Source organism: Synechococcus sp. Lug-A, assembly GCF_024345655.1.
Classification (GTDB): Bacteria; Cyanobacteriota; Cyanobacteriia; order PCC-6307; family Cyanobiaceae; genus MW101C3.
On sequence record NZ_JAGQBN010000017.1, the window covers coordinates 42,573 to 66,820 of the forward strand.

Below are 24,248 nucleotides of genomic sequence, written 5' to 3' on the forward strand. Positions count from 1 at the left end.
AGGGTGCAGGGGGATGAACGGGAGGGCTTCGGGGGGCTCAGCCGCGCCGTCGCCAGGCGTGGTAGCGGCGCAGCCAGGGCATCAGGTGCTGGGGCACCCGCTGCTTCTTCCAGCTGGCGGCGGCGTACTTGTTGGCCTCCGCCATGGTGGGGTAGGCGTGAATGGTGGCAAAGATCCGGCCCAGCCCCAGGCCCCACGTCATCGCCAACACGAACTCGGCCAGCAGTTCGCCGGCGTGCTCGCCCACGATCGTGGCGCCCAGGATGCGGTCGCTGCCTGGCTGGGTGAGCACCTTCACGAACCCCTGCTCGGCGCTCTCCACGATGGCGCGGTCGAGTTCGTGCAGGGGGAAACGGGTCACGTCCACGGCGATGCCCTGCTGAGCGGCGTCGGCTTCGGTGAGCCCCACCGTGGCCACCTCCGGTTCGGTGAAGGTGGTACGGGGGATCACCCGGTAGTCAGCCTTGAAGGCGCGCAGGTTGCCGAACAGGGCGTTCACCGCCGCATACCAGGCCTGGTGGGCGGCGGTGTGGGTGAACTGGAACGGTCCGGCCACATCGCCGGCGGCGTAGATGTTCGGGTAGTTGGTCTGCAGGAAGGCGTTGGTGCTGACCGTGGCGCCGGTGGGGATGCCCAGCTCCTGGAGGCCGTAGCCCGAGAGCCGGGCGCGGCGGCCGAGGGCGCAGAGCACGGCATCGCAGACGATCGCCCGCTCCTCCTCCCCCTGCCGCAGCCGCACCGTGATCGCGCCCTGGGGGCCGGGCTGGCGCTCGAAACCGAGCACCGTGGTGCCCATCAGCAGGGTGATGCCGTCAGCTTCCAGGGCCCGTTGCACCTCGGCGGCCACGTCCGTGTCTTCCTTGCTGAGCAGGCGCTGGCTGCGCTGGATCTGGGTGATCGGCAGGCCCAGCTGGGCCAGGGCCTGGGCCAGTTCGCAGGCGATCGGACCGCCCCCCAGCACCGCCAGCCGCGGCCGCTCCAGGGCGCAGCTGCCGAGCCAGCTCCACACCGTTTCGCTGGTGAGCAGCGGCACCGTATCGCTCCCCGGCCAGTGAGGCAGCACCGGCTCGGCGCCGGTGGCCAGCACGATCGCGCGCGCCGTGAGCTTGTGCTCCTCCCCCTCGGGCCCCTGGATCGCCACGGTCCAGGGATCAAGCAGGCGAGCCTGGCCGCGCAGCACCTCCACCCCCAGGCCCTCGTAGCGCTCGACGCTGTCGTGAGGCGCAATCGCCTCCACCTTGGCGGCCACCCGCGCGAACACGTGGCGCACGCTCAGGCGCGGCTCCACCGGCTCAAGGCCGTAGCGGTCGGCGCGACGCATGCGGGCCGCCAGCCGCGCCGAGCTGATCAGCGCCTTGCTGGGCACACAGCCGGTGTTGAGGCAGTCGCCGCCCATCTCGGCGCGCTCCACCAGGGTCACCCGTGCCTTCACCGTGGCGGCGATGTAGGAGGTGACCAGTCCTGCCGCGCCGGCGCCGATCACGATCAGGTTGCGGTCGAAGTGGCGGGGGCGCCGCCAGGGGCGGTAGAGCTGCCAGATCTGCCAGCGGCGGGTGGCCGCCTTCGCCAGCCAGGGGAACAGGGCCAGCAGCAGCAGCGAGCCCAGCAGCGGCGGGCTGAGGATGCCGCCTAGGCCGCGCAGCTGGGCCAGCTGGGTGCCGGCGTTCACGTACACCAGCGTGCCGGGCAGCATGCCGATCTGGCTGGTGAGATAGAAGCTGGCGGCCCGCATCGGCGTCAGCGCCATCAGCAAGTTCACCAGAAAAAAGGGGAACACCGGCGCCAGCCGCAGGCTGAGCAGGTAGAACACCCCATCGCGCGCCACGCCCGCCTCGATCGGCGCCAGCTGGCGGCCGAAGCGCCGCCGCACCAGATCGCGCAGCAGGGTGCGGGCCACCAGGAAGGCCAGCAGGGCGCCAACGCTGGAGGCGAACGACACCAGCAGGGTGCCGAGCCCCAGGCCGAAGATCGCCCCGCCGGCCAGGGTGAGCACCGCGGCCCCCGGCAGCAACAGGGCCGTGACCAGCACGTAGAGGAGCATGTAGGCCCCGGCCACCAGCGCCGGCGCCTGCGCCCGTCGCTCCAGCAGGGCGCCGTGGGCGCGCTGCAGGCCCTCGAGGGTGAGCTGGCGGTGCAGGCCCAGAGCGAAGAACAGCACCGCCACCAGGGCGATGGCGGCGATCAGCAGCAGCTGGCGCCAGCGGGGCCGGCCAGATGGCGGTGAACCAGACGCAGACATGGAGGAGGCGCTTCCCTAGACCTACCGGCAACAGCGTGGTGCGGATTGGCCGGCTGGGGCAGGCAGCAAACCGGATAGGCCACTGGTCGGTATTGCCTTGGTGGCCACCCTGGAGGGCTAACCCCCTGCTCCCGCCCGTTCGAATTGTCATCCTCGCCAAAGCGCCCGTCCCGGGGCAGGTGAAGACCCGGCTGGAGCCGGCCCTGGGACCGGCCGGCGCCGCGCGGCTGGCCGAACGGCTGCTGCGCCGGACCATCCGCACCGCCTGCGCCAGCGGTCTGGGCGTGGTGGAGTTGTGCACGACGCCTGCTCCCGACCATCCGGCCTGGCGGCGGCTGAACCTGCCGGCGGAGCTGGCCTGGAGCGAGCAGGCCGAAGGGGATCTCGGTGCGCGCCTGGCCGCCGTTGCTGAGCGGGTGCAGGCGACGGGAGCGCCTGTGGTGCTGCTGGGCATGGATTGCCCCGGCCTCGGCGTGCAGCATCTGCAGGTGGCGGTGGCCCAGCTGGCCGCCAACCAGGCCGCGCTGATTCCCAGCCGCGATGGCGGCTACGTGCTGCTGGCGCTCAGCCGCTTCGCTCCCTCCCTGTTCCGCGCGATCCCCTGGAGCACGGACGCCGTCTGCGGCATCACCCGCGAGCGGCTGCGCACACTCGGATGGTCGTGGGGAGAGCAGAGCCCCCTGGCCGATATCGACGAGCCTGCCGATCTGGCTTGTCTGCCACTGGGACTGCGCGCACACCTCGAGACCTGCCATGGCCATCGATTCATCCCAGAGCCGACCGGAGCCCCAGCCCCCGTTCACAAGGGAACTGCTCGACAGCCTGCAGGTGGTGATTCCAGTGCGCAATGAACGACTGACGATCGCCCATGTGATCAGCCAGCTGCACCAGCAGGGGCTGCGTCGCATCCGGGTGGTGGACAACGGCAGCAGCGATGGCAGCGACCTGATCGCCGCCGCGCAGGGGGCGGAGGTGCTGAGCGAACCGCGCCCCGGCTACGGCAGGGCCTGCTGGCGCGGCTGCCTCGAGCTCGACCCCGCGGTGCGCTGGCTGCTGTTCTGCGATGGCGACGGCAGCGATCCGATCGAGGAGCTGCCCCGCTTCCTGCCGCTGCTGCACGACCACGACCTGCTGCTGGGCGATCGCACCGCCACAGCTCCGGGGCGGGCGGCACTCACCCCCCTGCAGCACTGGGGCAACCGCCTGGCGACGGGGCTGGTGGCCCTGGGCTGGGGCTTCCGCTACCGCGACCTGGGCCCCCTGCGCCTGGTGCGCCGTTCCGCCTTCGAGGCGATGGGCATGCGCGACCGGGGCTACGGCTGGACGCTGGAGATGCAGGTGCGGGCGATCGAACTGGGCCTGCGCATCGGCGAGATTCCCATCTCCCACCGGCCGCGTCTGGCCGGGGACTCAAAGATCTCCGGTCGCTGGCGCGCCAGTGTGCGGGCAGGGAGCGTGATCCTCTCCACCCTCGGCCGGCTGTGGCTGCGGCGATGGCACTGAGCATCCAGCTGCCGGCGGGGCTGAGGCAGATGTGGCTGCGCCAAGCCGTCAGCGCCCTGCTGTTGATCAGCGGGGCGCTGATGATGCGCCCCCACGGCGATCTGTTCGACCCCGCCAACCTGCAGCAGTTCTGGCTGGCGGCAGCGGTGATGGGGGCGGGCTTTGCCCTTTCCTGGTCGCTGGCCGCGCTGCCCCGGGCGCTGTTCTGGGCGGTGGCCGTGCTCACGCGGCTGGCGCTGCTGGGCATGGAGCCCGGCGATGACATCTGGCGCTACCTCTGGGAGGGGGGGATCCAGCTGCAGGGCTTCAGTCCCTACGACCTGCCGCCGGATGCCGCGGCTCTGGAGGGGCTGCGCACACCCTGGTGGCCGCAGATCAACCATCCCGGCACCACCGCCATCTATCCGCCGCTGGCGCAGCTGCTGTTTCGGCTGCATGCCGCCGTGGCCCAGCAGGCGCTGCTGTTCAAGCTCTCCTTCACCGCCGCCGACCTGGCGATCTGCGGCCTGCTGGCGGCGCGTTTCGGGGCGGCACGCACAGCGCTCTACGCCTGGAATCCGCTGGTGATCTACGGCATCAGCGGCGGCGGGCACTACGACAGCTGGTTCCTGCTGCCGCTGGTGGCGGCCTGGCTGCTGAGCGAGCGCATGCCCGGGCCCCAGGGCGCCCGCGCCCAGGCCGGGGTCGACCTGTTGCTGGGCCTGAGCGTGGCGTTGAAGTGGATCACCGTGCCGCTGCTCATCCAGCGGGCCTGGAGCCGCTGGCGGCAGACGCGGCGGCCTTGGCCACCCTTGGCCACTGTCCTGGTAGGGCTGGCCCCGCTGCTGCTGGGGGCCTCCCTGTTCTGCGGCCTGCGCAGCTGCCCGCTGGTGCCCACCGGCTCCAGCTTCGTCCGCTACGGACGCAGCGCCGAATGGCTGCCTCACTGGATCGGCCGGCTCTGGCCCTGGACCCTGCAGACCAATGCCGTGCATGGGCTGCTGCTGGTCCTGGTGGTGGGGGTGCTGCTCGCCAGCCGGGCGCGGCTGGGGGTGTTCGCCTGGCGTTACCTGCTGGCCCTGCTGCTGCTTTCACCGGTGGTGCACGCCTGGTATTTCATCTGGCTGATGCCCTTCGCGGTGCCCAGCCAGAACTGGGGGGCGCGGCTGGTGAGCCTCTCGGCGTTCGTGTATTTCGTGCTGCCCACGCGGCTGCCCGACTGGCAGCTCACCACCCCGGAACGGCTGCTGCTGTGGCTGCCCCTGCTGCTGGGTCTGCTGTTGAGCCTGCGGGGGGAACACCATGACCGAACCGAACCGTCCGCTCAGCGGTAAACCCCAGGTCTGCTCCCTCGCCGCCATGGCTCCGCTTCGTTTCAGAACCCCGTCCCTTGTCCTCTGCGGGGTGCTGCTGCTCAGCACCGCAGGCTGCGGCGGCGGACCGGCCGCGCAGATCCTCCGTCAGAGCAGCGGCAGCACAACAGCCACCGCCCCCCAGCCGCGCCTGGATCCAGCCCCGCTCAACGCTGTGTTGCAAGCGGTGGTCGACGAGCAGGGGCTGGTGGACTACGACACCCTGCAGCGCGATCCGGCCCAGCTGGATCGATACCTCAAGGAACTGGCTGCGCTGACGCCGGAGCGCTTCGGCTCCTGGCCGGAGGCCGATCAGATCGCCCTGCTGATCAACGCCTACAACGCCCTCACCCTGCGCTCGATCATCGATCACAACCCGATCCGGCCCAGCATCAAGGACATCCCCGGCGTGTGGAAGTTCCGCCGCCACGCTCTGATGGGCCAGCAGCTCACCCTCGATGCCATCGAGCACGAAATCCTGCGGCGCGAATACAACGAGCCCCGCATCCACGCCGCCCTCGTCTGCGCCGCCATGAGCTGTCCGCCGCTGCGAGGCGAGGCCTTCACGGGCGCGGAGCTCGACCGGCAGCTGGAGGATCAGAGCAAGCGCTGGCTGGCCAGCAGCGTGGGGCTGCAGATCGACCGGGCAAACAGAACCGTGGGCATCTCAAAGATCTTTGAGTGGTTCGGAGAAGACTGGCCGCGCGCCGACCCCAAGGCCGCGACGGTGCCCGGCCACGCCCAGCAGAGCGCGATCCTGCGCTTCATCGCCCGCTACCGGCCAGCCGAGGATCAGAAGCTGCTGCTGGGGGGCGACTACCGCCTGACCCACCTGCCCTACGACTGGAGTCTGAATCGCTCACGGCGTTGAGTTGGTCGCGGAGAGAAAGCATGTCCAGGCGATAGATCTTATGAGTTGAAGAGCATTGGGGCTTGCGCAAAAAGTCTCTCGCAGGTGGCAAAACCGCCAGAGAATGTGTATCGTTGCGAACAGTGGTTCTCTGACCCGCGAACCAACGGCACCGCGTTCAGCCGGGCAACCAAAGCCCTTGCGGCATCTGCTTAGTGGGATGCCCTTGATGCATTTCTCCCTGCGGTTTGCAGAAGGGCAAGGCCAAGTCGGGGTGGTTTGCGGAACTGTCGAAGAACAAGTTAGGCACACCTGAAATTCCTGACATGGCAAACGTCGCAATTGTTGGAGGCAGCAGAGGGATTGGGGAGGCTGTTGCGCGACACCTCGTTGCCAAGTCAGAACGAGTATTGTCTGTGTCGCGCTCTGCCTCGATGTATGGCGAGTGGATTAAGGCTGATGTCTCGACTCTTGAGGGAGTCAGTACGGTTGCAGAAGCTGCTGGGGAAGGAGTTCTAGATTCTCTTCTCTACATGGGAGGCACTTGGGAGACAAATGCCTTTACGTCATCATACTCATTCACAAGTTGCTCTGATGAGGACATTGCTAGAGTTTTAAACGTCAATCTCATGGCACCCATCAGAATCGTAAAGGCATTGCTGCCTGCTTTGAGAAAGTCCAGCAATCCGAAGATCATCTTCATGGGAGCGCTTTCCGGGCGAGACAACTTTCCAAGCCGAGAGGTGGCGAACTCTGCTTCGAAGTTTGGGCTCCGAGGTGTGGTCCACTCTTTGCGTGAAGAGCTTCGGCCTGACCGGATTTCTGTGACAGTGATTAATCCAGGGAATGTGGGAACTCCAGAAGTGCTCTCGGACCTAGAAGAGGTTGGAGCTGCCGCAACAGATGCGATACCGCTTGAAGATCTACTTATGATTATCGACTGTGTTTTGTGCTTATCCCGCCAAACCTGTATCAAGGAGATTGATGTGCCTGCCATGTCCAGCAAGGGTGCCTAACATCACCATGCACCTGAGCCGCCACCGCAAGTTAGCTCCTGATGGGCGATGTTATGTGCGGCCAGGTGATGGTGAGCGTTGGATGGTCGTAACAAGGGTTTACGAAATATAAGACTTTTAGCTAAAGGCATGAGAAAGCTGTGCCAAACCCCAGACCTGCGGCAATGGACTACCCTCCTGGAATGGAACCAAGGATCAGGTCAAGTACATGGTCGCACTGAGACTTGACAACATTTAAGCTTTCCATGTCTATCTTTTGCTCATCAATATCCCCATCGGATATCCGCTGATTGAGCTCTGTTCGAGAGCATCCACAACCATATCTGTGATGCATTGCTGCTCCCAATTGCATTTTTACACTATTTGGAGAAGCATCATTGCCCGATGACGAAGTCTCAATAGATTGGCAGTTGAGGTAGTTGTATTGCACAGCACAGAGGAACCATGCTTCGGACTTGGGCTTTGCAATAGCTGCCACGCCATACTGATACTGTTCAGACTTGAAGCCGTGCATCACTGACTTATACTTATCTGACCATTCGCCCCTGCCTGCACTTGCAGTCCCGTCCGAATCTCGAAAAAACAACGCTATGACAGGTTGATCTAACCTCATTTCCCTAATCCAAGCAACCAGCGCACGAGCATTTTGGAAGAAGTATCTAGTCTCCAGATTAAGTCCGCTACGGTCTGCCTTCTTCCCTCGAAGCAATGGCCTACTCGGCAGGCTCTTTGCAATTCTGGCTAGAGTCGTCTTGCAGACATAAAAAGAAGCTCCATTTGTATCTAAGAGAGAATACCCAATGCGCCTAGAAAGCCATCTATTAATCATCAGTGCCACTGGTCCTGGAGAAAATATACCAGCGTTCAGTGAGCCCAAGTCAGTTGCCCCTTCACCACTAAAAACGATAATCATTGACTTGCTTCACGAGCGCCAATAGAGATAATCTCTTGTTGAAGATCTACAAGACTGGTATCTTGATACGCATCGCCGGGTCCCATGACTGATAGCTTTTCATGCATGCTTGGAATTGAAAAGAATGGAATCGAGCTCGTGAAACCGTTCTTGCCTTTATAAATATAGACAAGTCCCTTGATTGCAATCTCGTCCTCAAGATAATTCAAAACGATTGGGCTATGAGTAGATGCAAGCACTTGATGCGGGCTTTCAACGAGTAGATCTATTACAAATTCAACGAGTTCAGGATTGATGCCATTTTCAATCTCATCGAATAAGACAAAGCCATCATCATACTTAAGCTGTGCAAAGACTGCCAGCAGTCTAAGTAGCCCGTCATTCACGTGCTTGGATTCAAAACTATACTTCTTGGAGCTATACTCTTCAACTACGTTAAGCTTCTTCCAGCCCGCTTGGAGCTGGCTTACATCAATATCTTGCAAGTAAGGATACACCGTTTTGAGTTTTGCAAGGATTTCATTGCGCTTAGAACGGCCAAGGCCATAAAGAACTGCAGACATCTGCTCTCCTCCATAACCGATCCCCCCTTCTGAGTTCCGTGAACGCCTGCGAAGAAATGCAGGAGAGAGAAGCTCAAGGCTGTGGGTTTTCAAAAAGAAGTCTTTGACTCTAAGTAGAGCGGAGTGGAAGTTGCTAAGCAGATCATGTCCGAGTTGAGAAATAACTGATCCCTGGTAGTCAAAGATAATTGGAAAATTGTGAATCGGTGGAACGGATTTATGGCTATTGCTGTGAAGAGATAGTTTTTTATCTTCTGCAAGCATCAAGGTCAAGTTATCAATAGAGACTCGCTCATAGGTGCATCGGCCAAGGTCCGGGTTAAACGTTGCTTCCCATTGGACTTTATCACTTCCTTCAAGCAAAAAAGTGGCGCAGAATTTTATAAGTCTCTGGCTAGTCAGCTTTGAGTGAAGATCGCTAGAGGTCCACTGCCTCGTCTTCAGCCAGCCCTTTATATCACCTTTCGATAACTGCGAAAGGAAGTCTATAAACTGAAGAACAGTTGTCTTGCCTGAGCCGTTTAAACCAATAAGGCAGCTAAACTTTGAAAACGAAATATCAAAATTAACCAACGACTTAAAGTTTTCAACATGAAGGCTAGTCAGTTGCATGCCCAGGCTGGTTTCAACGAAATTCGAGACGGGCATTAGCAGGAGGTCGCTTTTACAGGCAGTCAAGAGTTGATTCAGTTTACCGCTAACATAGGAGCTTCACCACGCTTTGGAAAGACGGCGAGGCATTTCATCCTTGATGCTAGGCCCTAGTACGCTTGGCGAAGGCTGTTGGGCTGGGCCTTATGGAAAAAGCCATATCCGAATGCATAGAATAAACTATTGATGAGTTTTGAAATCGCAAGTCGCCGCCCACGTTGTATGTCGATATGCATGTAGCATGGTACGCTAGAAACAACGTTAAACGCCTGCGCCATCCAACATAAAGATCCAGCGGGCGGGTCCGAGGGTTTGTGGTAAGTGCATAGAGTTACTGCCCGCCGCTGATCTTTGCGTTAGGGGTCTCACCACTGTGCGCTGCATTTTCTGCAAGCAAGACTCCTCGACCAGCAAGTCTGTGGAGCACATCATCCCAGAGTCTCTGGGCAACGTCGAACACGTGCTACCAGTAGGCGCCGTATGCGACGGCTGTAACCAGTACTTCGCTCGGAAGGTAGAGCGCCCGCTACTAGAGTCGCCCATGTTTCGGCTTCTGCGGGCGGATATGGCGGTTCGGAACAAACGGGGCCGCATTCCTGCTTGGTTGCCCGCGGACGGAGCAGATCTACCGGACTATCGACAGATGGGCCGGTTCTTGGCGAAAGTCGGTCTCGAAGTGCTCGCCTTCAAGACGCTGGCGGTGCCTGGCTGGAACGATGAACTTGTAGATCAACCAGCCCTCGACGAGCTACGCAGGTTCGCACGCTTCAACGAAGGCCCGGGTTGGCCGTTCACGGTTCGAACGCTGCATCCGGTGAACGCCATCTTCGAGGACGGAGACGAATCCTTCGAACTACTGCACGAGTTCGACATCTTGCTTACCCGCTCGTCGGAGGCATACCTTGTTGTCTCCATCTTTGGTGTTGAAATGGTCATCAACTTGGGCGGCAGGGAGAACGACGGCTTTCGCCGGTGGCTGGAAGAGAACAGCTGGGCTTCTCCGCTCTATGTGCCGAAAGACGCCTAACATCAAGATTCAGAAGGGGGGAGCGAAAGCTATCCCCTTTGCCAAAGCGACTCCCCGCTTCTGATCTTGAGCGTTAGCCGGATTGACAGAGTTTCTCAAAGCTCGCCAGAGTATTTATTAGGACCAATCCTTCGATCTAGCCCAACCCCTACTTGCTTCTAGTGCCAATGCAACTAGAGTTGAACCAGCTACAGCAAGCTTCAAGGGCGCAATGAAACTCTTGCTCGATACCAACGCAATCATTCCCGCCGAGCCAGTCAGCCCTGAAAATATTGAATCACAGTCACCAGTCGTAGCCGTTTTACTTCGTTTAATTGCTGAGGGCGAGCATCAGCATTTTATCCATCCAGTCTCTATCGACGAGCTAGAGGGAGATCAGACACCTTCCAGGAGAGAAGCGAGAAGAATACTCGTCACAAAGTATCCGCCATTGCCTGCGCCGCCAGACACAATCCACGAATCAATCTTAGACAAGCTTTCCGATCTACAGCAGAATAAGCACGAGCAGGCTGATTGCTTGCTGCTGACGTGCTTAGTCGTAGATGCTGTTGATTATCTTGTGACTGAAGATAGGGGGATTCATAGAAAAGCCAGGCAGCTGGACATTGCGGAGAGAGTCTTATCTATTTCAGAGGCGGTTGCTGCCCTACGAGGCCTGCTAGAAAAGATCCCTAGCCCACCTCCAGCAGTTGAGAGAGTTTTGTGTCATGAGATTAGCGATAGTGATCATATATTTAACAGGTTACGACTAGATTATCAGGGATTTGACAACTGGCTCAAGAAATGCAAACGAGAACACAGGCCAGCCTGGATAATCAAGGAGCATGGAGGATCATATGCTGGGATTTGCATAATGAAGAAAGAGGCAGTGAGCGAGTATGGGCTCAAATGTCCATCGCTAAAGATCTGCACATTTAAGGTAAGTGATCAGCACAGAGGGCGCCGCTACGGCGAGTTACTTCTCAAAGCTGTTTTTAACTACATATCAAGCAATGGCATTAGATCTACATACCTTACTGTCTTTGACCGTCACAGTGAGCTTGTGAGGTTGCTTGAAGCATTTGGATTTCTGCAAATAGCCGTAAATCCCAATGGGGAATCAGTAATGGCCAAACAGTTCCAATGTACTGGGCGTGAGATCGAAGCTCTCTCCTGCCTAGATGCTCATATTCGCTACGGTCCACCCTTCATTAAGCTTAGTGGCAATAAAGTGTTTATTGTTCCGATCAAACCACAGTGGCATGCACTGTTATTCCCCGAGCTGACGGAGCAAACATCCCTGTTTGCTGGAGCATACCCATTTGGCAACAGCATAATGAAAGCCTATCTTTGCAACTCGAATATTAGAAGAATTAGCCCTGGAGACATCCTTCTATTCTACCAGTCAAATACAGCCAAATCAGTTTCTCCTCTTGGTGTAGTTGAAAAATCGTTAGTCTCGGCCGAGGGATCAGAGATCCAGCGCTTTGTCGGCAAGCGGACAGTCTTTAGCTCTTCAGATATATCTGCAATGTGTCGAGGCGGGAAACAGACCCTAGCAATCCTCTTCCGACAGGACCGAAACTTAGTCCCACCTTTTACGCTTGAGACACTTAAGCAGGCGGGCTTGCTGAACGGACCTCCCATGTCTATAGTAGAAGTTAAGGAATCAGGAATCTCATGGCTCTCTGTCAAGATCCCTCAGCAGCCTTGATGTCCATCCATCCAGAGTATGCAAATAAAATTCTAGATGGATCTAAGAAAGTAGAGTTTCGCAAGTGGATGTTCAGCAATGTACCCTCCATTGTAGTTATTTACTCTACGTCTCCGGTCTCTCGCGTAGTTGGATATTTCTCTGTAGATGGGATAGACGCCTCAGATCCGGCAAGCCTTTGGTGCATGTACAAGGAGGTGGCAGGTATCAGGCGCAGGGATTTTAATGATTACTTTAAGGATGCTGAACGAGGAATCGCAATTAGAGTTGGCAAAGTACACAAGTTGTTTAAACCTTTGCAGCTTGAAGAGCTTATTGGGTCCAATCGACCACCACAAAGCTTTAGATATCTAGATTCAGATCTCTGCTCTCAAATGATTGCCTCTAATCTTGCCTCGGCTTAGGCCTATGTTGTGCTACACACTCAGCAGAGTCAGTATGCCTAAATTCATTTCTTCGTAACTCGATCAAGCTTGGTTGTCTGATCTAGCCTCTCTTGTGGCATGAGCTGTGCTCACCGGCTAACATCAAGATTCAGCGGGCAGGCGTAATGATGCCTTTGGTGCACACGCAGCGCACTCGCCGCTGATCTTGAGCGTTGGACCGCCGAAGGAGTGATGCGGTGAAGTGGTTTCGAGTACTCGTCGGAGGAGAGCACGTCAAGATGGATGTCGCGAATGAGCGTCGCTATATGGGTTTCTTCGTGACTCGGTTTGTCAACGCGGCAACCTCCGACCTCGCTCGCGCCACAGTGATTGCGGCAGTTCGCGCGGACCCAAGACTCGATGGTCTGATATTGAACGAAGACTATGATCCTCCCTTGTTCTTTGTCGATGAGATTGACGAGGTCTCCGAACTCGATGTCCCAGAGGGTGAGCTCGGATTCGTGCTCTTTGGTGATGAAAATCAATCTCCCAGCAGCGCGTTCAGCCCGCCGCCGTATCTTGTGATTCGGAAAGGCGTGGCCTTCTGGGTGGAAAACAGAAGACTGAGCGATTGGACAGCAACGCCACAGGCCTTCAACGAGGGCTGTTTTCGCAATGCTTGTCTCTACGACATCCATGGGGATCTCTGGCAGATTGTCCGTGCTGAGTTCACGAAGCAACCTTCGTTCGTAAACACGATTCTGCCCTGGAGACACTTGCCCGTGCGAATCGAGATCCGTCCACGTGCAAGGCCTGCCGTTGGGGATATCGTGGCCGAGGTTGCAGCGATTCTCGAGTCCGCGAATTCGTTCTCGGAGAACTTGAATCATAAACCGGCAGATATTCTTGAGTTTCTCAGAAGCGCCACTCAGCCAAGAGAACTCATTCAATACGCCGGGAAATGCCCGTGAATCGTGGCGGGCCAACAACCGCGCTTGGTACCAAGAGCCAGTACCATGCTGGAATGAAGCGGAAGCACCAGCGCACCCTTGAGCTGATCTTTTCCCGTCCTGTAAGCGGCAACATGCCCTGGAGGGACATCGAAGCCCTGTTTTAGGAGCTCGGTGGGGATGTCAGTGAGAGGGCGGGCAGCCGAGTCGCGGTCGTTCTGTTTGGCGAAGTCAGGGTCTTCCACCGCCCCCACCCATCGCCCGATACAGACGAGGGTGCTGTTGCTTCAATCCGCAAATGGCTTGAAGAGCACGGAGTGACACCATGAATCTCATGAAAGTAGATGGCTACCTCGCCAAGATTGAGTACGCCGAGGAGACAGATCAATTTCGAGGGGAAATTCTTGGGCTTTCTGGAGGAGCGGATTTCTATGGTTCTAGCCCGGATGAGCTTCGCCGTGAGTTCAGAAAGTCATTGGACGTTTTTCTAGAGATCTGCAAGGAACAAGGCATCGAGCCACGTAGACAGTATTCAGGCAAGTTCAATCTTCGAATTCCTCCTGAACTTCACGAGAGGCTGGCGATTACTGCGGAGGTGCAGGGGAAGAGTCTCAACGCGCTCGCGCAAGAAGCACTCCAGAGAAGTGTCATGGCATAGAGGAGCGGATACCACCCCCTTCGAGTTGGCAGGCCTCCATCGGTTCCGTGCTTGCGATGTGAAGAACCTGCCTGCCACTGAGCCGCAGCGTTAGCGCCACACGAAACCCTCAAGAGGCATCCTCCTCCTTCTCTTCCCTGCAGCGCTCGTCGCCACCGCGATCAGCTCCTTCAGGTTGGCTGCAGCCGCACTGCCGGATCAAGACCCAACACCTTCGATGTTGACCAAGCAGGCCACCGAAGGACAAAGCGTGCAGTGGCTCATGGGCGGCAGTGCCATCGTTGCGCTTGCCGATGTGATCGGGCGATGGAAACCAAGACAACCACTCAGATAACGTCTGCCTGGTTCTGGGGCGAAATCCCGTTGGGCCAGTCAGAGGCGTGAGATCAAGAGAAATCCGCTGCTTATGCCGCTCAGCTGAGCCGCAGCACGCCTCGCGCCCATCAACGCCCCTGACCCCTTCGGAGCAGATCGCTGCCCAGCAGGCCGCCGATCCGCTGGGCCAGCACGTCAAAACAGGCGGAGAAGGCCGATCTGGCTTCTTCCATCTCTGTGTGCGCAGCAGGGTCGGGCAGGCCCCAGTGCAGCCGCGTGGTGTCGGCTGGCAGCGGGTCGCAATGACGGGCGGCGTGATCGCACACGGTGATCACCAGATCGAACGGGTCGGCCGAGGCCTCCAGCACCGCCGCCAAGCTCTTGCTGGTGAACTGGCCGGGGTCGACGGGCAGGCGGCTGATCTGCTCCAGCGCCAGCGGATGGACCCGCCCGGTGGGGGCACTGCCGGCGCTGGCGACCTCGACGGCCCCCTGACCGAGGGCCTGAAACAGGGCTTCCGCCATGATGCTGCGCGCCGAATTGCCGGTGCACACCACCAGCACTCGCTGCCTGGCTCTCTTCGTCACAAGGTTGCTGCGCAATGGGTTGGTTGAGCGCGGCCCCATCCCCCGGCCCGTGCTGAACCGCTCAGGAATACCGGCGGCGGTCGGAATCGGATGGACACGCCTGGCGCCCATGCGCTTCCCGGGTCGCAGGCAACACACGAGCGCTTGCTTCGGCTGCGTTCAGGAGGCACGGGGCTGGCGGGACTCGAACCCACGACCTACGGTTTAGGAAACCGTCGCTCTATCCGGCTGAGCTACAGCCCCCTGCGGCCCATTATGAGCTCCGCCCACGCGGGCATGATGGACTACGAAAGCAGGCGAGGTGGTCGCAATCGGGGCAGCGTTTCGGTCTTCGGGCCGGGCGCCGGGCCCGGTTGAGGAAAGTCCGGGCTCCCGAATGGCCAGGCTTGCTGGGTAACGCCCAGTGCGGGTGACCGTGAGGAAAGTGCCACAGAAACACACCGCCGATGGCTCAGGGGGGTTCGCCCACCGGGCACAGGCAAGGGTGCAAAGGTGCGGTAAGAGCGCACCAGCAGCATCGAGAGGTGCTGGCTCGGTAAACCCCGGCCGGGAGCAAGGCCGAGGGACAAGGGTTGGCCATGACACCCGTCCCGCTTCATGTGTGCCGCTCGAGGCCGTTGGTAACAACGGTCCCAGATAGATGACCGCCCCGGTCCGCTCCGGCGGAACGGAACAGAACCCGGCTTACGTCCTGCTTTCACCCCCTGACGATGACGCCCCCAGGCCCAACGCTGAGCCCCCGCCGGCAGCGCCAGCTGCTGGCCTTCCTGGCCAGCCTGGGGCTGGAGGAGCCCAGCACGGGCCTGTCGGGTCTGGCTTCGATCGATGAGGCCCTCACCCACACCTCCGCCGGCCTGGCGCGCAACCATGAGCGGCTGGAGTTTCTCGGCGATGCGGTGCTGCGGCTGGCCGCCTCCGAGCACCTGCAGCGCCTACACCCGCAGCTGAGCGTGGGCGCGCGTTCGGAGCTGCGGGCCCAGATCGTCAGCGACCGCTGGCTGGCGGACCTGGGCGATCGCTGCGGGATCGATGCGGTGGTGCGGCTTGGCGCCATGGCGGCCGGGGATGCCGCAGCGCGGCGCACGATCCGCGCCGAGGCCTGTGAAGCCCTGATCGGCGCGCTCTACGAAACCTGGGGAACCCTGGAGCCGGTGCACCGCTGGCTCTCCCCCCACTGGTCGGAGAGCATCGCGGCGCTGCTGGCCGATCCGCACCGCCACAACTGGAAGCAGGCCCTGCAGGAATGGACCCAGGCGCGGGGGCTGGGTCTGCCCGCCTACAGCTGTGAAGAGTGCAGCCAGGGGCATGGCGATCCGCGCCGCTTCCGCAGCGCCGTGGTGGTGGCCAGCTACGCCGCCGCATCACCGCTGGGCGAAGGCTGGGGCCGTTCGCGCCGCGAGGCCGAACAGCAGGCGGCCAGCGCGGCGCTCAGGGTGCTGGAACTGGAGCAGGGCGCCGAAGCGCTCAGGCCGGCTCCAGGCTGCTGAGGGGCAGGGTCACCAGCTTGTCCCAGTTGCCGCCCTCGAACAGCACCGCCACCTGCTTGCCGCTGAGGCGCTGCACGAAGCCGCGGTAGCCGTTGTAGATCGAGCGTGGGTCGCGGACCACCACGGTGGACCCGGGCAGGATCGGCAGCGCGCTGACAGCCATCGGTGGTCTGAAGGGGTGGCGCCATTATCGAGGCTGATGCAGGCGAGCGGGGATGGCAAAAGGGGCACCACCGCGCCGTGATGGGGCTGACCTGCCGCCGCAGGAGGCCCCTGCGGCCGATCCCTGGCTGGTGGTGGGGCGGATCGTGGCCGCCCAGGGCCTGGAAGGGGAGCTGCGCGTGCTGCCGCGCACCGATTTCCCGGAGCGCTTCACCCGCCCGGGGCCCCGCTGGCTGCGGAAGCAGCAGGAGCCTCCCCGGCCTGTGCGCCTGCTCAGTGGCCGTCAGCTGCCGGGGCGGGAGCTGTTCGTGGTGCGGCTGGAGGGGATCGGCAACCGCTCAGCGGCGGAGGCGATCGTGCAGCACGACCTGCTGGTGGAGGCGAGTGACCGCCCGCCGCTGGCCGACGGGGAGTTTCACCTGTTCGATCTGCAGGGGCTGGAGGTGCGGCTGGCGCCCGGCGGCACGCCAATCGGCACCGTCGTCGACCTGATCCACGCCGGGAATGACCTGCTGGAGGTGAGGCTGAGCGAGGGGCGGCGGGTGCTGATCCCCTTCGTGACACCGATCGTGCCGCGGGTGGAGGTCAGCGAAGGGTGGCTGGAAATCACACCGCCGCCGGGTTTGCTGGATCCCTGACCACCTCCATAAACTGCGTGCCTATCCGGTCTCTTCTCCGACCATGAGCTCAGAGATCGCGTTTCTCGTGCCGGTGATTCTCTGCGGAGGGACCGGCACGCGTCTCTGGCCGCTCTCGCGCGCCTCCTACCCGAAGCAGTACTGGGCGCTGGCCGGCAGCGACGACACCACCCTGCTGCAGCAGACCCAGCAACGGCTGGAGGGCCTGCCCCAGCTGGCGCCGCCCTTGCTGGTCTGCAACGAAGACCACCGCTTCATCGTGGCCGAGCAGATGCGCCAGATCGGCGTGGATCCAGCCGCGATCCTGCTGGAGCCGGTGGGGCGCAACACCGCGCCGGCGATCGCCGTGGCCGCCCTGCAGGCCACCGCCCGCGGTGAGGATCCGCTGCTGCTGGTGCTGGCCGCCGATCACGTGATCCGCGACGGTGCCGCCTTCCGCGCGGCGATCACGGCGGGTCGTCCCGCCGCCGCGGCCGGCCGCCTGGTGACCTTCGGCATCGTGCCCACCGCGCCTGAAACCGGCTACGGCTACATCGAGGCGGCCCTGCCCTTCGCAGCCGCCGGCCCTCTGGAGCCGGTGCCGATCGCCCGCTTCGTGGAGAAGCCCGACCGGGCCACCGCCGAGCAGTTCTTCGCCTCGGGACGCTTCACCTGGAACAGCGGCATGTTCCTGTTCAAGGCCAGCGCCATCCTGGCCGAGCTGGAGCGGCTCACCCCCGAACTCGTGAGCGCCTGCCGCGCCGCCCTGGAGCAGGATTCCGCCGACCTGGATTTCCTGCGTCTGGAGCAGGAATCCTTTGCCAGCTGCCCCAGCCTGGCCATCGACGTGGCCGTGATGGAGCGCACGGCGCTCGGTTCGGTGCTGCCGCTGGAGGCGGGCTGGAGCGATGTGGGTAGCTGGAGCGCCCTGTGGGACACCGGCGAGCGGGATGCTTCGGGCAACGTGCTGCGCGGCCGGGTGATCAGCGAGGGGTCGCGCAACTGCTATCTGCGCAGCGAGCACCGGCTGGTGGTGGGCCTCGGCGTCGATGATCTGGTGGTGGTCGAAACCGACGATGCGGTGCTGGTGGCCCACCGCGACCGGGCCCAGGACGTCAAGATGATCGTCAACCAGCTGGAGGCGGCGGGCGCCTCGGAAGGCAAGGCCCATCGCCGCATCTACCGCCCATGGGGCCACTACGACGGCGTTGTGGAGGGAGAGCGCTGGCAGGTGAAGAAGATCCTGGTGAAACCGGGCGCTTCGCTGTCGCTGCAGATGCACCACCACCGCGCCGAGCACTGGGTGGTGGTGAAGGGCACCGCCGTGGTGGAGAAAGACGGCCTCCAGGAGATGGTGGGCGAGAACCAGAGCACCTACATCCCGCTCGGCTCGAAGCACCGGCTGTCGAACCCCGGCAAGATCGCCGTGGAGATGATCGAGGTGCAGAGCGGCCCCTATCTCGGCGAAGACGACATCGTGCGCTTCGATGACGTCTACGGCCGCACCGACGCCCCCCACCGCGGCATCGCCCAGGCGGCCAGCTGACGCTTAACCGGGGCCATACCCCGCCGGATTGGCCGACTGCCAGGCCCAGCCGTCCCGGCAGATAACGTCCAGGCCACGCTCGGTGCGCCAGCCCAGCCGCTCGGCCGCCAGGGCGGGATCCGCCACCGACACCGCCACATCCCCAGGCCGACGCTCTTCGATGCGGTAGGCGATCGGCCGTCCGCTGGCCCGCTCATAGGCGCGCACCACCTCCAGCACCGAATGCCCAGCGCCGCTTCCGAGGTTGAGGGTAAGGCGCTGGGGAGCTTCTGCCAGCAGCACCTCAAGGGCCGCACGATGGCCGTCGGCCAGGTCCATGACGTGGATGTAGTCGCGCACGCCGGTGCCATCGGCCGTGGGCCAGTCACCGCCGAAGACGCGCAGGAAGGGCCGCCGGCCGATCGCCACCTGGCTCACGAAGGGGAAGAGGTTGTTGGGCAGGCCGCCGGGGTCTTCGCCGATGCGGCCGCTGGGATGGGCGCCACAGGGGTTGAAGTAGCGCAGCAGGGCCACCCGCCAGCCGGGTTCGCTGGCCGCCACATCGGCCAGCAGGCGCTCCACTGCGGCCTTGGTTTCGCCGTAAGGGTTCACCGGTGCCACCGGCGCGGATTCGGGGATCGGCACCACGCTGGTGAAGCCATAGAGCGTGGCGCTGCTGCTGAACACGATCGTGCGGCAACCGGCCTGGCGCATGGCCGCCAGCAACCGCACGCTGCCGCCCACGTTCACATCCCAGTAGCGCAGCGGGTCGGCTACCGACTCCCCCACCGCCTTGCAACCCGCCAGATGGATCACGGCCTCGATCGCTGCGGCGGCGAACGCCCGTTCCAGGGCGGCCGGATCACGGATGTCGCCCTGAATCAGATGCAGCGGCGCCCCCGCCAGTTCCTCGACCCGGCGCAGGGCTTCCGGGGAGCTGTTGGAGAAGTCGTCGAGCACCACCAGGCGATGGCCCAGCTGCAGCAGCAGCACACAGAGGTGACTGCCGATGAAGCCTGCCCCACCGGTGATCAGAAGCGCGGCCATTGCAAAGGCTGGGTGTGCTTTCGGACACTACTGATCGGCAGCGATGGCCAGCCGCCTCGCCCCTCGGGGGCGCTTCAACCCAGGCGGAGGTCGATGGTGCGCAGGCCGGGCTCCGGCAACGGCCAGGCCGGCGCCGCCAGCGGCTCGAGGGGCTCAGGATCGGGCACGAAGTGATGCGGCTCACCATCGCGGCGGAAGCAGACCAGCCGTTCCCCGCTGCCTGCCGCGAGGATCTCCAGCTGCAGGGGCAACTGGTTCGGGATGCAGGGATGCAGGGAAGGGAACAGGCTGCTGTGGCGGTAGCGGATCCCCAGCCAGCCGTCCGCGAGCGGCAGGTCGCGGCCGCAGAGGCGCAGCCGGTAGGCGGCCAGGAACGCCTCGTTCGCCCGCAGTTCCAGGCGCTGCAGGGAGCTGTCGACGAAGCGGCTGGTGGTGCCGCCCTCCGCCGGGGTGTCGCAAAGCAGCGGCCAGGGCTCCAGGGCACGGCGGATCTCCAGCCGGGCGCCCTGCTGCTCCCAGGAGAGCAGCAACGGGAAGCGCCAGTTCCAGATCTGCCGGTAGGGCTCGGGCTGCATGTCGAGACCGTCGGCATCCAGCTGCTGCAGCACCTCCTGCAGATCGCTCCAGAGCGCATGCGGCAGTAGCGCCTCATCGTGGAGGCGCTCGTTGAAGGTGATCAGCTCGGTGGGGCGGTGGATCGGATCCAGCAGGTGCGCCGCCAGCGCGCTCCAGAGCAGGGCGATCGCCGCGGCCCACTCCGCCCTGGGCAGGGCCTCGATCGCCCGGAATTCGATCAGGCCCTGGCAGCCGCTGGGCCAGGCGGGGTTCCAGAACTTGTCGAAGCTGATTTCGCTGCGGTGGGTGTTGCCGCTGCGGTCGGCATGGAGGTGGCGCAGGGTTTCACTGATCAGCACCCGCTGATCGCCCTCGGGCAACTGCTCCAGGGCGCTGTGGGCCAGTCGGAGATCGAGGGGGCTGGCACTGCCCTCATCGAGGCGCGGCGCCTGGGAGGACGGGCCCACCGAGCTGTTGCTGAAGAGATAGGAGAGGCTGGGATGGTGCTGCCAGAAGCGCAGGATCCCCACCAGCCAGGCTGGCCGGCTGAAGAACGGGTTGGCCTCAAGGCTGGCGCCGCCCCAGAGCAGGTGGTTGCCGCCGCCGGTGCCCTGCTGCTCCAGGCCCTCACCCTTCGAGCTGCAGAGGCCCACCGACACGCCCGCCTCGGCCAGGGTCTGCATCCAGCCGGCGTAGTCGGCCCAGCCGTGGCACACCGGCAGGTTGACCTCCAGCACGCCGGGGTCGGCGGTGAGGCCCAGCACCTGCCACTGGCCGTCCACATCAACAGGCAGCATGCCGCTGAGTTCGGGCTGGCTCCAGCCCGCGCTGGCGGCGGCGATCACCGTCAGCAGCTCGAGCAGGGGCTCGCGCGCCAGCGGCGGCAGAAACAGGTTCCAGCTGTCATCGCGGATCTCCAGCGTCAGCACCTGACGCAGCACCCCCTCGGGGAAATGCACAAGCGGCAGGCGCAGCCCGGCCGGACCGGGGGCCGGCAGCAGGCGGCAGAGCCGCTTGGCGAGGCTCCACTCGGCCGCCTGCCAACCCGCGGGCTCGCCGTCCTCGCTGGCCTCGGCGTGGTGGCAGAGCGGCACCGCCCAGACGCGGTTGTCGGGGGCGAGGGGATCCTTGAGCTTGAGTGGCTTGAAGGCGCAGCCCAGGGCCGAGCCGACGGCCTCCAGAAAGGCCTTGGCGCGTTTGCGCGGCAGGGGAGGCAGGCAGAAGGGCGCACCGAACTCCGGTGGGCGCCCCGCCGCAGCGTCCTGGGGCCAGCGCACCAGGGGCAGGCCATCGAGACCGGTGATCAACCGCAGCGCCCAGCGCGGGTTCACCTCGCCGTCGTAGCGCTTGCCCGGGCAATACATCAAGGTGCTGCCGGGCCAGGTGCGGCGCTGAATCTCCGCCGCCAGCCCATGGGCGTAGGCCAGCTTGGTGGGCCCATCGGCGGTGACCGACCATTCGGCCCCTTCGGGCTTGAGCGGCACGTAGGTGGGTTCACCGCCCAGGGTGAGGTGGAGGCCCGCGGCCTGCAGCCGGTGCTCCGCTTCAACGGCCGTGGCCGCCATCCAGCCGGGGGTGGAAGTCAGGGGAGGGGGCGCGGGCCGTTGCAGGGAGTCGGCGGGCGCAGACGCGGGGGTGACGGGCATGGTCAGTGAGGGGTAGTCCGCAGGCTGGCAGGAATCACGGTGCAGGCATTGATCGGCACCGGCGCCACCTTCCAGATGCGTTCGGCGTACTCGGCGATCGAGCGGTCGGAAGAGAAGAAGCCGCAGCGGGCTGTGTTCAGCACCGACATGCGGCTCCAGCTGGCGGGGTTCTGCCAGGCCTGATCGACGGCGTTATGGGCGCGGCGGTAGTCGCCCATGTCGGCCATCACCCGGAACGGATCGCTGCCGCAGAGGTTGGCCAGCAGCGGGTGGAAGAGGTCGCGGTCGCCTTCGCTGAAGTGGCCCGAGCCGATCAGCTCGATCGCTTCGCGGGCGATCGGATCGTTCTCCAGCCAGGGCATCGGGTGGTAGCCGTTGCGGTTGAGCGATTCGATCTGCTCGGCGGTGTGGCCGAACAGGAAGAAGTTCTCGTGTCCCACCAGCTCGCGGATTTCCACATTGGCGCCATCGAGGGTGCCGATCGTGACGGCGCCGTTGAGCGCCATCTTCATGTTGCCGGTGCCGGAGGCCTCCTTGCCGGCGGTGGAGATCTGCTCGGAGAGGTCCACAGCGGGATAGACCTTCTGGCCGAGGCTGACACTGAAGTTGGGCAGGAAGACCACCCGCATGCGGCCGTCCATGGCCGGGTCCATGTTCACGATCTCGGCGATGCCGCCGATCAGCCGGATGATCAGCTTGGCCATGTGGTAGCCCGGCGCCGCCTTGCCCCCGAAGATGAAGGTGCGGGGCGGCAGGTCCTCACCGTTGCGCAGCCGCAGGTAGCGCTCCACGATCTGCAGCGCGGCCAGGTGCTGGCGCTTGTACTCGTGGATCCGCTTCACCTGGACGTCGAACAGCGACGAGGGGTCCACCAGCACGCCAAGGTCGTGGTGGATGGTGGCGGCCAGCCGCTGCTTGGCCTGATCGCGCACGCTGCGCCAGCGCTCCAGGAAGGCACCGTCATCGGCATGGGCCTCGAGGCCCTTGAGCTCGGCCAGATCCCGCCGCCAGCCGCGGCCGATCGTCTCGTCGAGCAGGCCGGAGAGAAACGGATTGGCCACCGCGATCCAGCGGCGGGGTGTGACGCCGTTGGTGACGTTGGTGAAGCGATCGGGCCAGAGATCGGCGAACTCGGGGAACAGCTGCGACTGCACCAGGTCGCTGTGCAGCTCCGCCACCCCGTTCACCTTCTGGCTGCCCACCACCGCCAGGTTCGCCATCCGCACCTTGCGCTGGGGCCCCTCCTGGATCAGCGACAGCCGCTCCAGCAGCTCGGGCTGGCCCGGGTAGCGGATGCGCACCATGCGCAGGAAGCGGGCGTTGATTTCGTAGATGATCTCCAGCTGGCGGGGCAGCAGCTGGGCGAACAGCTCCAGCCCCCAGGTCTCGAGCGCCTCAGGCAGCAGTGTGTGGTTCGTGTAGTTCACGCTGGCGGTGGTGATCGACCAGGCGGTGTCCCAGTCGGCGCCGTGCTCATCGATCAGCAGCCGCATCAGCTCGGCCACGGCGATGGCCGGGTGGGTGTCGTTGAGCTGCACCGCGAACTTGTGGTGGAACTCGGTGACCGGCAGACCCTGCCCCTTGAGGATGCGGAACATGTCCTGCAGGGAGCAGCTCACGAAGAAGATCTGCTGGCTGAGCCGCAGGCGCTTGCCCTGTTCAAGCTCGTCGTTGGGATACAGCACCTTGGAAAGCGTTTCCGACTCCACCTTCTGCAGCACCGCGCGGGTGTAGTCACCGGCGTTGAAGGAAGCGAAATCGAAGGCCTCCGGGGCCTGCGCCGACCACAGCCGCAGCGTGTTGGTGGTCTTGACGCCATAGCCAAGGATCGGCGTGTCGTAGGCGACGCCCAGCACCACGTGCTGGCCGATCTGCACCGGGTAGGTCCACTCGGGGCGAATCACCTCCCAGGGGTTGCTCTGCGCCAGCCAGGGATCGGTGCTCTCCACCTGCCAGCCGTTGCTGATCTGCTGGCGGAAAATGCCGAACTCGTAGCGGATGCCGTAACCGATCGCAGGCAGCTCCAGGCTGGCCAACGATTCCTGGAAGCAGGCCGCCAGGCGGCCGAGGCCGCCGTTGCCCAGACCCGGTTCGGGCTCCTCGGCGATCAGCTCCTCAAGGTCGACACCAAGTTCGTCGCAGGCATCCTTGGCCGCCTCGCGCAACCCCAGGTTCACCAGGTTGTTGTCGAGGTGTGGGCCAAGCAGATACTCGGCGGAGAGGTAGCTGACGGTACGCACCCCTTCCTGGGTGTAGGCCTCGGCGGTGTCGACCCAGTTGTGCAGCAGCTGGTCACGCACCGCCAGCGCCAGGGCGCGGTAGTAGTCGTGGCGGGTGGCCAACGATGGCGACTTGGCCAGGCTGGAGAACAGGTGGCGGCGGATGCCTTCCGCCAGCGCCCGACCATCCGCGGAAGAGAAGTAGTCGCGGTCAGCGGGGGGTGCTGTGGTGGCGGCCATGGGGTGCTTATCAGCAATCGGACCTTCATGCTGCGGACTGAGGCCCTGATGCTGCGCCAACGGTTACCAATTCAGGTTCATTTTCCGTT

21 protein-coding genes, 1 tRNA gene, 1 other RNA gene and 2 pseudogenes are annotated in these 24,248 nt (G+C 63.1%); 16 read left to right on the top strand and 9 right to left on the bottom strand.

Annotation, left to right across the window (positions count from 1 at the left end):
- Window positions 1–37 precede the first annotated feature (37 nt).
- A complete protein-coding gene (locus KBY86_RS12495) occupies window positions 38–2,239 on the bottom strand; it encodes an FAD-dependent oxidoreductase (RefSeq protein ID WP_255141296.1) in 2,202 nt (733 codons plus the stop codon).
- Here KBY86_RS12495 and KBY86_RS12500 point away from each other — a divergent pair.
- The 5 genes from KBY86_RS12500 to KBY86_RS12520 all read left to right on the top strand — a co-directional run bounded on the left by KBY86_RS12500 (window position 2,215) and on the right by KBY86_RS12520 (window position 6,939).
- A complete protein-coding gene (locus KBY86_RS12500; RefSeq protein WP_255141299.1) occupies window positions 2,215–3,090 on the top strand; it encodes a TIGR04282 family arsenosugar biosynthesis glycosyltransferase in 876 nt (291 codons plus the stop codon). The two genes, KBY86_RS12495 and KBY86_RS12500, sit on opposite strands and share 25 nt — an antisense overlap.
- Entirely contained in the window at window positions 2,993–3,742 is a 750-nt protein-coding gene (locus tag KBY86_RS12505; RefSeq protein ID WP_255141301.1) for a glycosyltransferase family 2 protein, read from the top strand. Before KBY86_RS12500 ends, KBY86_RS12505 begins: the two co-directional genes overlap by 98 nt.
- Window positions 3,733–5,055, top strand: a complete 1,323-nt coding sequence (locus KBY86_RS12510; protein WP_255141302.1) for a hypothetical protein — start codon at window positions 3,733–3,735, stop codon at window positions 5,053–5,055. Before KBY86_RS12505 ends, KBY86_RS12510 begins: the two co-directional genes overlap by 10 nt.
- Window positions 5,024–5,944, top strand: coding sequence for a DUF547 domain-containing protein (locus tag KBY86_RS12515; RefSeq protein ID WP_255141303.1), 921 nt, complete (start codon window positions 5,024–5,026; stop codon window positions 5,942–5,944). The genes KBY86_RS12510 and KBY86_RS12515 overlap by 32 nt, the downstream gene beginning before the upstream one ends.
- 227 nt (window positions 5,945–6,171) lie before the next feature.
- Complete coding sequence (locus tag KBY86_RS12520) at window positions 6,172–6,939, top strand: SDR family oxidoreductase (protein WP_255141304.1); 768 nt, start codon at window positions 6,172–6,174, stop codon at window positions 6,937–6,939.
- Window positions 6,940–7,108: 169 nt separating this feature from the next.
- Here the strand turns inward: KBY86_RS12520 and KBY86_RS12525 are convergent, their stop codons facing one another.
- Complete coding sequence (locus tag KBY86_RS12525) at window positions 7,109–7,852, bottom strand: hypothetical protein (RefSeq protein ID WP_255141306.1); 744 nt, start codon at window positions 7,850–7,852, stop codon at window positions 7,109–7,111.
- Window positions 7,849–9,063: an AAA family ATPase gene (locus tag KBY86_RS12530; RefSeq protein ID WP_255141308.1), complete on the bottom strand. Its 1,215-nt coding sequence runs from the start codon at window positions 9,061–9,063 to the stop codon at window positions 7,849–7,851. Before KBY86_RS12530 ends, KBY86_RS12525 begins: the two co-directional genes overlap by 4 nt.
- A gap of 376 nt (window positions 9,064–9,439) precedes the next feature.
- Between KBY86_RS12530 and KBY86_RS15315 the strand changes: the two are divergent.
- The 7 genes and pseudogenes from KBY86_RS15315 to KBY86_RS12550 all read left to right on the top strand — a co-directional run.
- Window positions 9,440–9,589 (top strand): annotated as a pseudogene (locus KBY86_RS15315) (HNH endonuclease); the annotation flags it as partial.
- Between the two features lie 81 nt (window positions 9,590–9,670).
- Entirely contained in the window at window positions 9,671–10,093 is a 423-nt protein-coding gene (locus tag KBY86_RS12535; protein WP_255141310.1) for a hypothetical protein, read from the top strand.
- Window positions 10,094–10,304: 211 nt separating this feature from the next.
- Complete coding sequence (locus tag KBY86_RS12540) at window positions 10,305–11,786, top strand: GNAT family N-acetyltransferase (protein WP_255141312.1); 1,482 nt, start codon at window positions 10,305–10,307, stop codon at window positions 11,784–11,786.
- Complete coding sequence (locus tag KBY86_RS15320) at window positions 11,786–12,190, top strand: ASCH domain-containing protein (RefSeq protein WP_399221524.1); 405 nt, start codon at window positions 11,786–11,788, stop codon at window positions 12,188–12,190. Before KBY86_RS12540 ends, KBY86_RS15320 begins: the two co-directional genes overlap by 1 nt.
- 218 nt (window positions 12,191–12,408) lie before the next feature.
- On the top strand, window positions 12,409–13,122 hold the full coding sequence (locus tag KBY86_RS12545) for a hypothetical protein (protein WP_255141314.1): 714 nt from the start codon (window positions 12,409–12,411) through the stop codon (window positions 13,120–13,122).
- A 161-nt stretch (window positions 13,123–13,283) separates the two neighbouring features.
- A pseudogene (locus KBY86_RS15325) lies at window positions 13,284–13,430 on the top strand (type II toxin-antitoxin system HicA family toxin); the annotation flags it as partial.
- Entirely contained in the window at window positions 13,427–13,759 is a 333-nt protein-coding gene (locus tag KBY86_RS12550) for a type II toxin-antitoxin system HicB family antitoxin (RefSeq protein WP_255141316.1), read from the top strand. The pseudogene KBY86_RS15325 and the gene KBY86_RS12550, both read left to right, overlap by 4 nt.
- 443 nt (window positions 13,760–14,202) lie before the next feature.
- Here KBY86_RS12550 and KBY86_RS12555 read toward each other — a convergent pair whose 3' ends face one another.
- Together KBY86_RS12555 and KBY86_RS12560 are read right to left on the bottom strand one after the other, a co-directional pair.
- On the bottom strand, window positions 14,203–14,772 hold the full coding sequence (locus tag KBY86_RS12555; protein ID WP_315855865.1) for an arsenate reductase ArsC: 570 nt from the start codon (window positions 14,770–14,772) through the stop codon (window positions 14,203–14,205).
- A 58-nt stretch (window positions 14,773–14,830) separates the two neighbouring features.
- Window positions 14,831–14,904: transfer RNA gene (locus tag KBY86_RS12560), tRNA-Arg, on the bottom strand.
- A 45-nt stretch (window positions 14,905–14,949) separates the two neighbouring features.
- Between KBY86_RS12560 and rnpB the strand changes: the two genes are divergently transcribed.
- An RNA gene (gene rnpB, locus KBY86_RS12565) (RNase P RNA component class A) lies at window positions 14,950–15,364 on the top strand.
- Between the two features lie 7 nt (window positions 15,365–15,371).
- Window positions 15,372–16,148 (top strand): ribonuclease III, encoded by a 777-nt coding sequence (rnc, locus tag KBY86_RS12570; protein ID WP_094513831.1) that lies wholly within the window; start codon window positions 15,372–15,374, stop codon window positions 16,146–16,148.
- On the opposite strand, the gene KBY86_RS12575 is transcribed toward rnc, so the two are convergent.
- A complete protein-coding gene (locus KBY86_RS12575) occupies window positions 16,126–16,311 on the bottom strand; it encodes an NAD(P)H dehydrogenase subunit NdhS (RefSeq protein ID WP_255100566.1) in 186 nt (61 codons plus the stop codon). The two genes, rnc and KBY86_RS12575, sit on opposite strands and share 23 nt — an antisense overlap.
- Window positions 16,312–16,363: 52 nt before the next feature.
- Between KBY86_RS12575 and rimM the strand changes: the two genes are divergently transcribed.
- On the top strand, window positions 16,364–16,948 hold the full coding sequence (gene rimM, locus KBY86_RS12580) for a ribosome maturation factor RimM (RefSeq protein WP_094513839.1): 585 nt from the start codon (window positions 16,364–16,366) through the stop codon (window positions 16,946–16,948).
- Between the two features lie 43 nt (window positions 16,949–16,991).
- On the top strand, window positions 16,992–18,473 hold the full coding sequence (locus tag KBY86_RS12585; RefSeq protein WP_255141319.1) for a mannose-1-phosphate guanylyltransferase/mannose-6-phosphate isomerase: 1,482 nt from the start codon (window positions 16,992–16,994) through the stop codon (window positions 18,471–18,473).
- A gap of 3 nt (window positions 18,474–18,476) precedes the next feature.
- Here the strand turns inward: KBY86_RS12585 and galE are convergent, their stop codons facing one another.
- The 3 genes from galE to KBY86_RS12600 form a co-directional block, all read right to left on the bottom strand.
- Entirely contained in the window at window positions 18,477–19,499 is a 1,023-nt protein-coding gene (galE, locus tag KBY86_RS12590) for a UDP-glucose 4-epimerase GalE (protein ID WP_094513846.1), read from the bottom strand.
- Window positions 19,500–19,573: 74 nt separating this feature from the next.
- The gene (locus tag KBY86_RS12595; protein WP_255141321.1) at window positions 19,574–21,700 is read right to left on the bottom strand and encodes a transglutaminase family protein; all 2,127 of its coding nucleotides are present in this window, start codon (window positions 21,698–21,700) and stop codon (window positions 19,574–19,576) included.
- A 2-nt stretch (window positions 21,701–21,702) separates the two neighbouring features.
- Complete coding sequence (locus KBY86_RS12600; RefSeq protein WP_094513854.1) at window positions 21,703–24,159, bottom strand: glycogen/starch/alpha-glucan phosphorylase; 2,457 nt, start codon at window positions 24,157–24,159, stop codon at window positions 21,703–21,705.
- Between the last annotated feature and the right edge of the window lie 89 nt (window positions 24,160–24,248).

What these genes read in the sequence shown, in the direction of transcription:
- KBY86_RS12500 (WP_255141299.1), top strand. Translation starts at nt 2,215, where the DNA reads ATGGCGGTGAACCAGACGCAGACATGGAGGAGGCGCTTCCCTAGACCT.
- KBY86_RS12495 (WP_255141296.1), bottom strand. Translation starts at nt 2,239, where the DNA reads ATGTCTGCGTCTGGTTCACCGCCATCTGGCCGGCCCCGCTGGCGCCAG.
- KBY86_RS12505 (WP_255141301.1), top strand. Translation starts at nt 2,993, where the DNA reads ATGGCCATCGATTCATCCCAGAGCCGACCGGAGCCCCAGCCCCCGTTC.
- KBY86_RS12510 (WP_255141302.1), top strand. Translation starts at nt 3,733, where the DNA reads ATGGCACTGAGCATCCAGCTGCCGGCGGGGCTGAGGCAGATGTGGCTG.
- KBY86_RS12515 (WP_255141303.1), top strand. Translation starts at nt 5,024, where the DNA reads ATGACCGAACCGAACCGTCCGCTCAGCGGTAAACCCCAGGTCTGCTCC.
- KBY86_RS12525 (WP_255141306.1), bottom strand. Translation starts at nt 7,852, where the DNA reads ATGATTATCGTTTTTAGTGGTGAAGGGGCAACTGACTTGGGCTCACTG.
- KBY86_RS12530 (WP_255141308.1), bottom strand. Translation starts at nt 9,063, where the DNA reads ATGCCCGTCTCGAATTTCGTTGAAACCAGCCTGGGCATGCAACTGACT.
- KBY86_RS12540 (WP_255141312.1), top strand. Translation starts at nt 10,305, where the DNA reads ATGAAACTCTTGCTCGATACCAACGCAATCATTCCCGCCGAGCCAGTC.
- KBY86_RS15320 (WP_399221524.1), top strand. Translation starts at nt 11,786, where the DNA reads ATGTCCATCCATCCAGAGTATGCAAATAAAATTCTAGATGGATCTAAG.
- KBY86_RS12550 (WP_255141316.1), top strand. Translation starts at nt 13,427, where the DNA reads ATGAATCTCATGAAAGTAGATGGCTACCTCGCCAAGATTGAGTACGCC.
- KBY86_RS12555 (WP_315855865.1), bottom strand. Translation starts at nt 14,772, where the DNA reads ATGGGCGCCAGGCGTGTCCATCCGATTCCGACCGCCGCCGGTATTCCT.
- rnc (WP_094513831.1), top strand. Translation starts at nt 15,372, where the DNA reads ATGACGCCCCCAGGCCCAACGCTGAGCCCCCGCCGGCAGCGCCAGCTG.
- KBY86_RS12575 (WP_255100566.1), bottom strand. Translation starts at nt 16,311, where the DNA reads ATGGCTGTCAGCGCGCTGCCGATCCTGCCCGGGTCCACCGTGGTGGTC.
- rimM (WP_094513839.1), top strand. Translation starts at nt 16,364, where the DNA reads ATGGCAAAAGGGGCACCACCGCGCCGTGATGGGGCTGACCTGCCGCCG.
- KBY86_RS12585 (WP_255141319.1), top strand. Translation starts at nt 16,992, where the DNA reads ATGAGCTCAGAGATCGCGTTTCTCGTGCCGGTGATTCTCTGCGGAGGG.
- galE (WP_094513846.1), bottom strand. Translation starts at nt 19,499, where the DNA reads ATGGCCGCGCTTCTGATCACCGGTGGGGCAGGCTTCATCGGCAGTCAC.
- KBY86_RS12595 (WP_255141321.1), bottom strand. Translation starts at nt 21,700, where the DNA reads ATGCCCGTCACCCCCGCGTCTGCGCCCGCCGACTCCCTGCAACGGCCC.
- KBY86_RS12600 (WP_094513854.1), bottom strand. Translation starts at nt 24,159, where the DNA reads ATGGCCGCCACCACAGCACCCCCCGCTGACCGCGACTACTTCTCTTCC.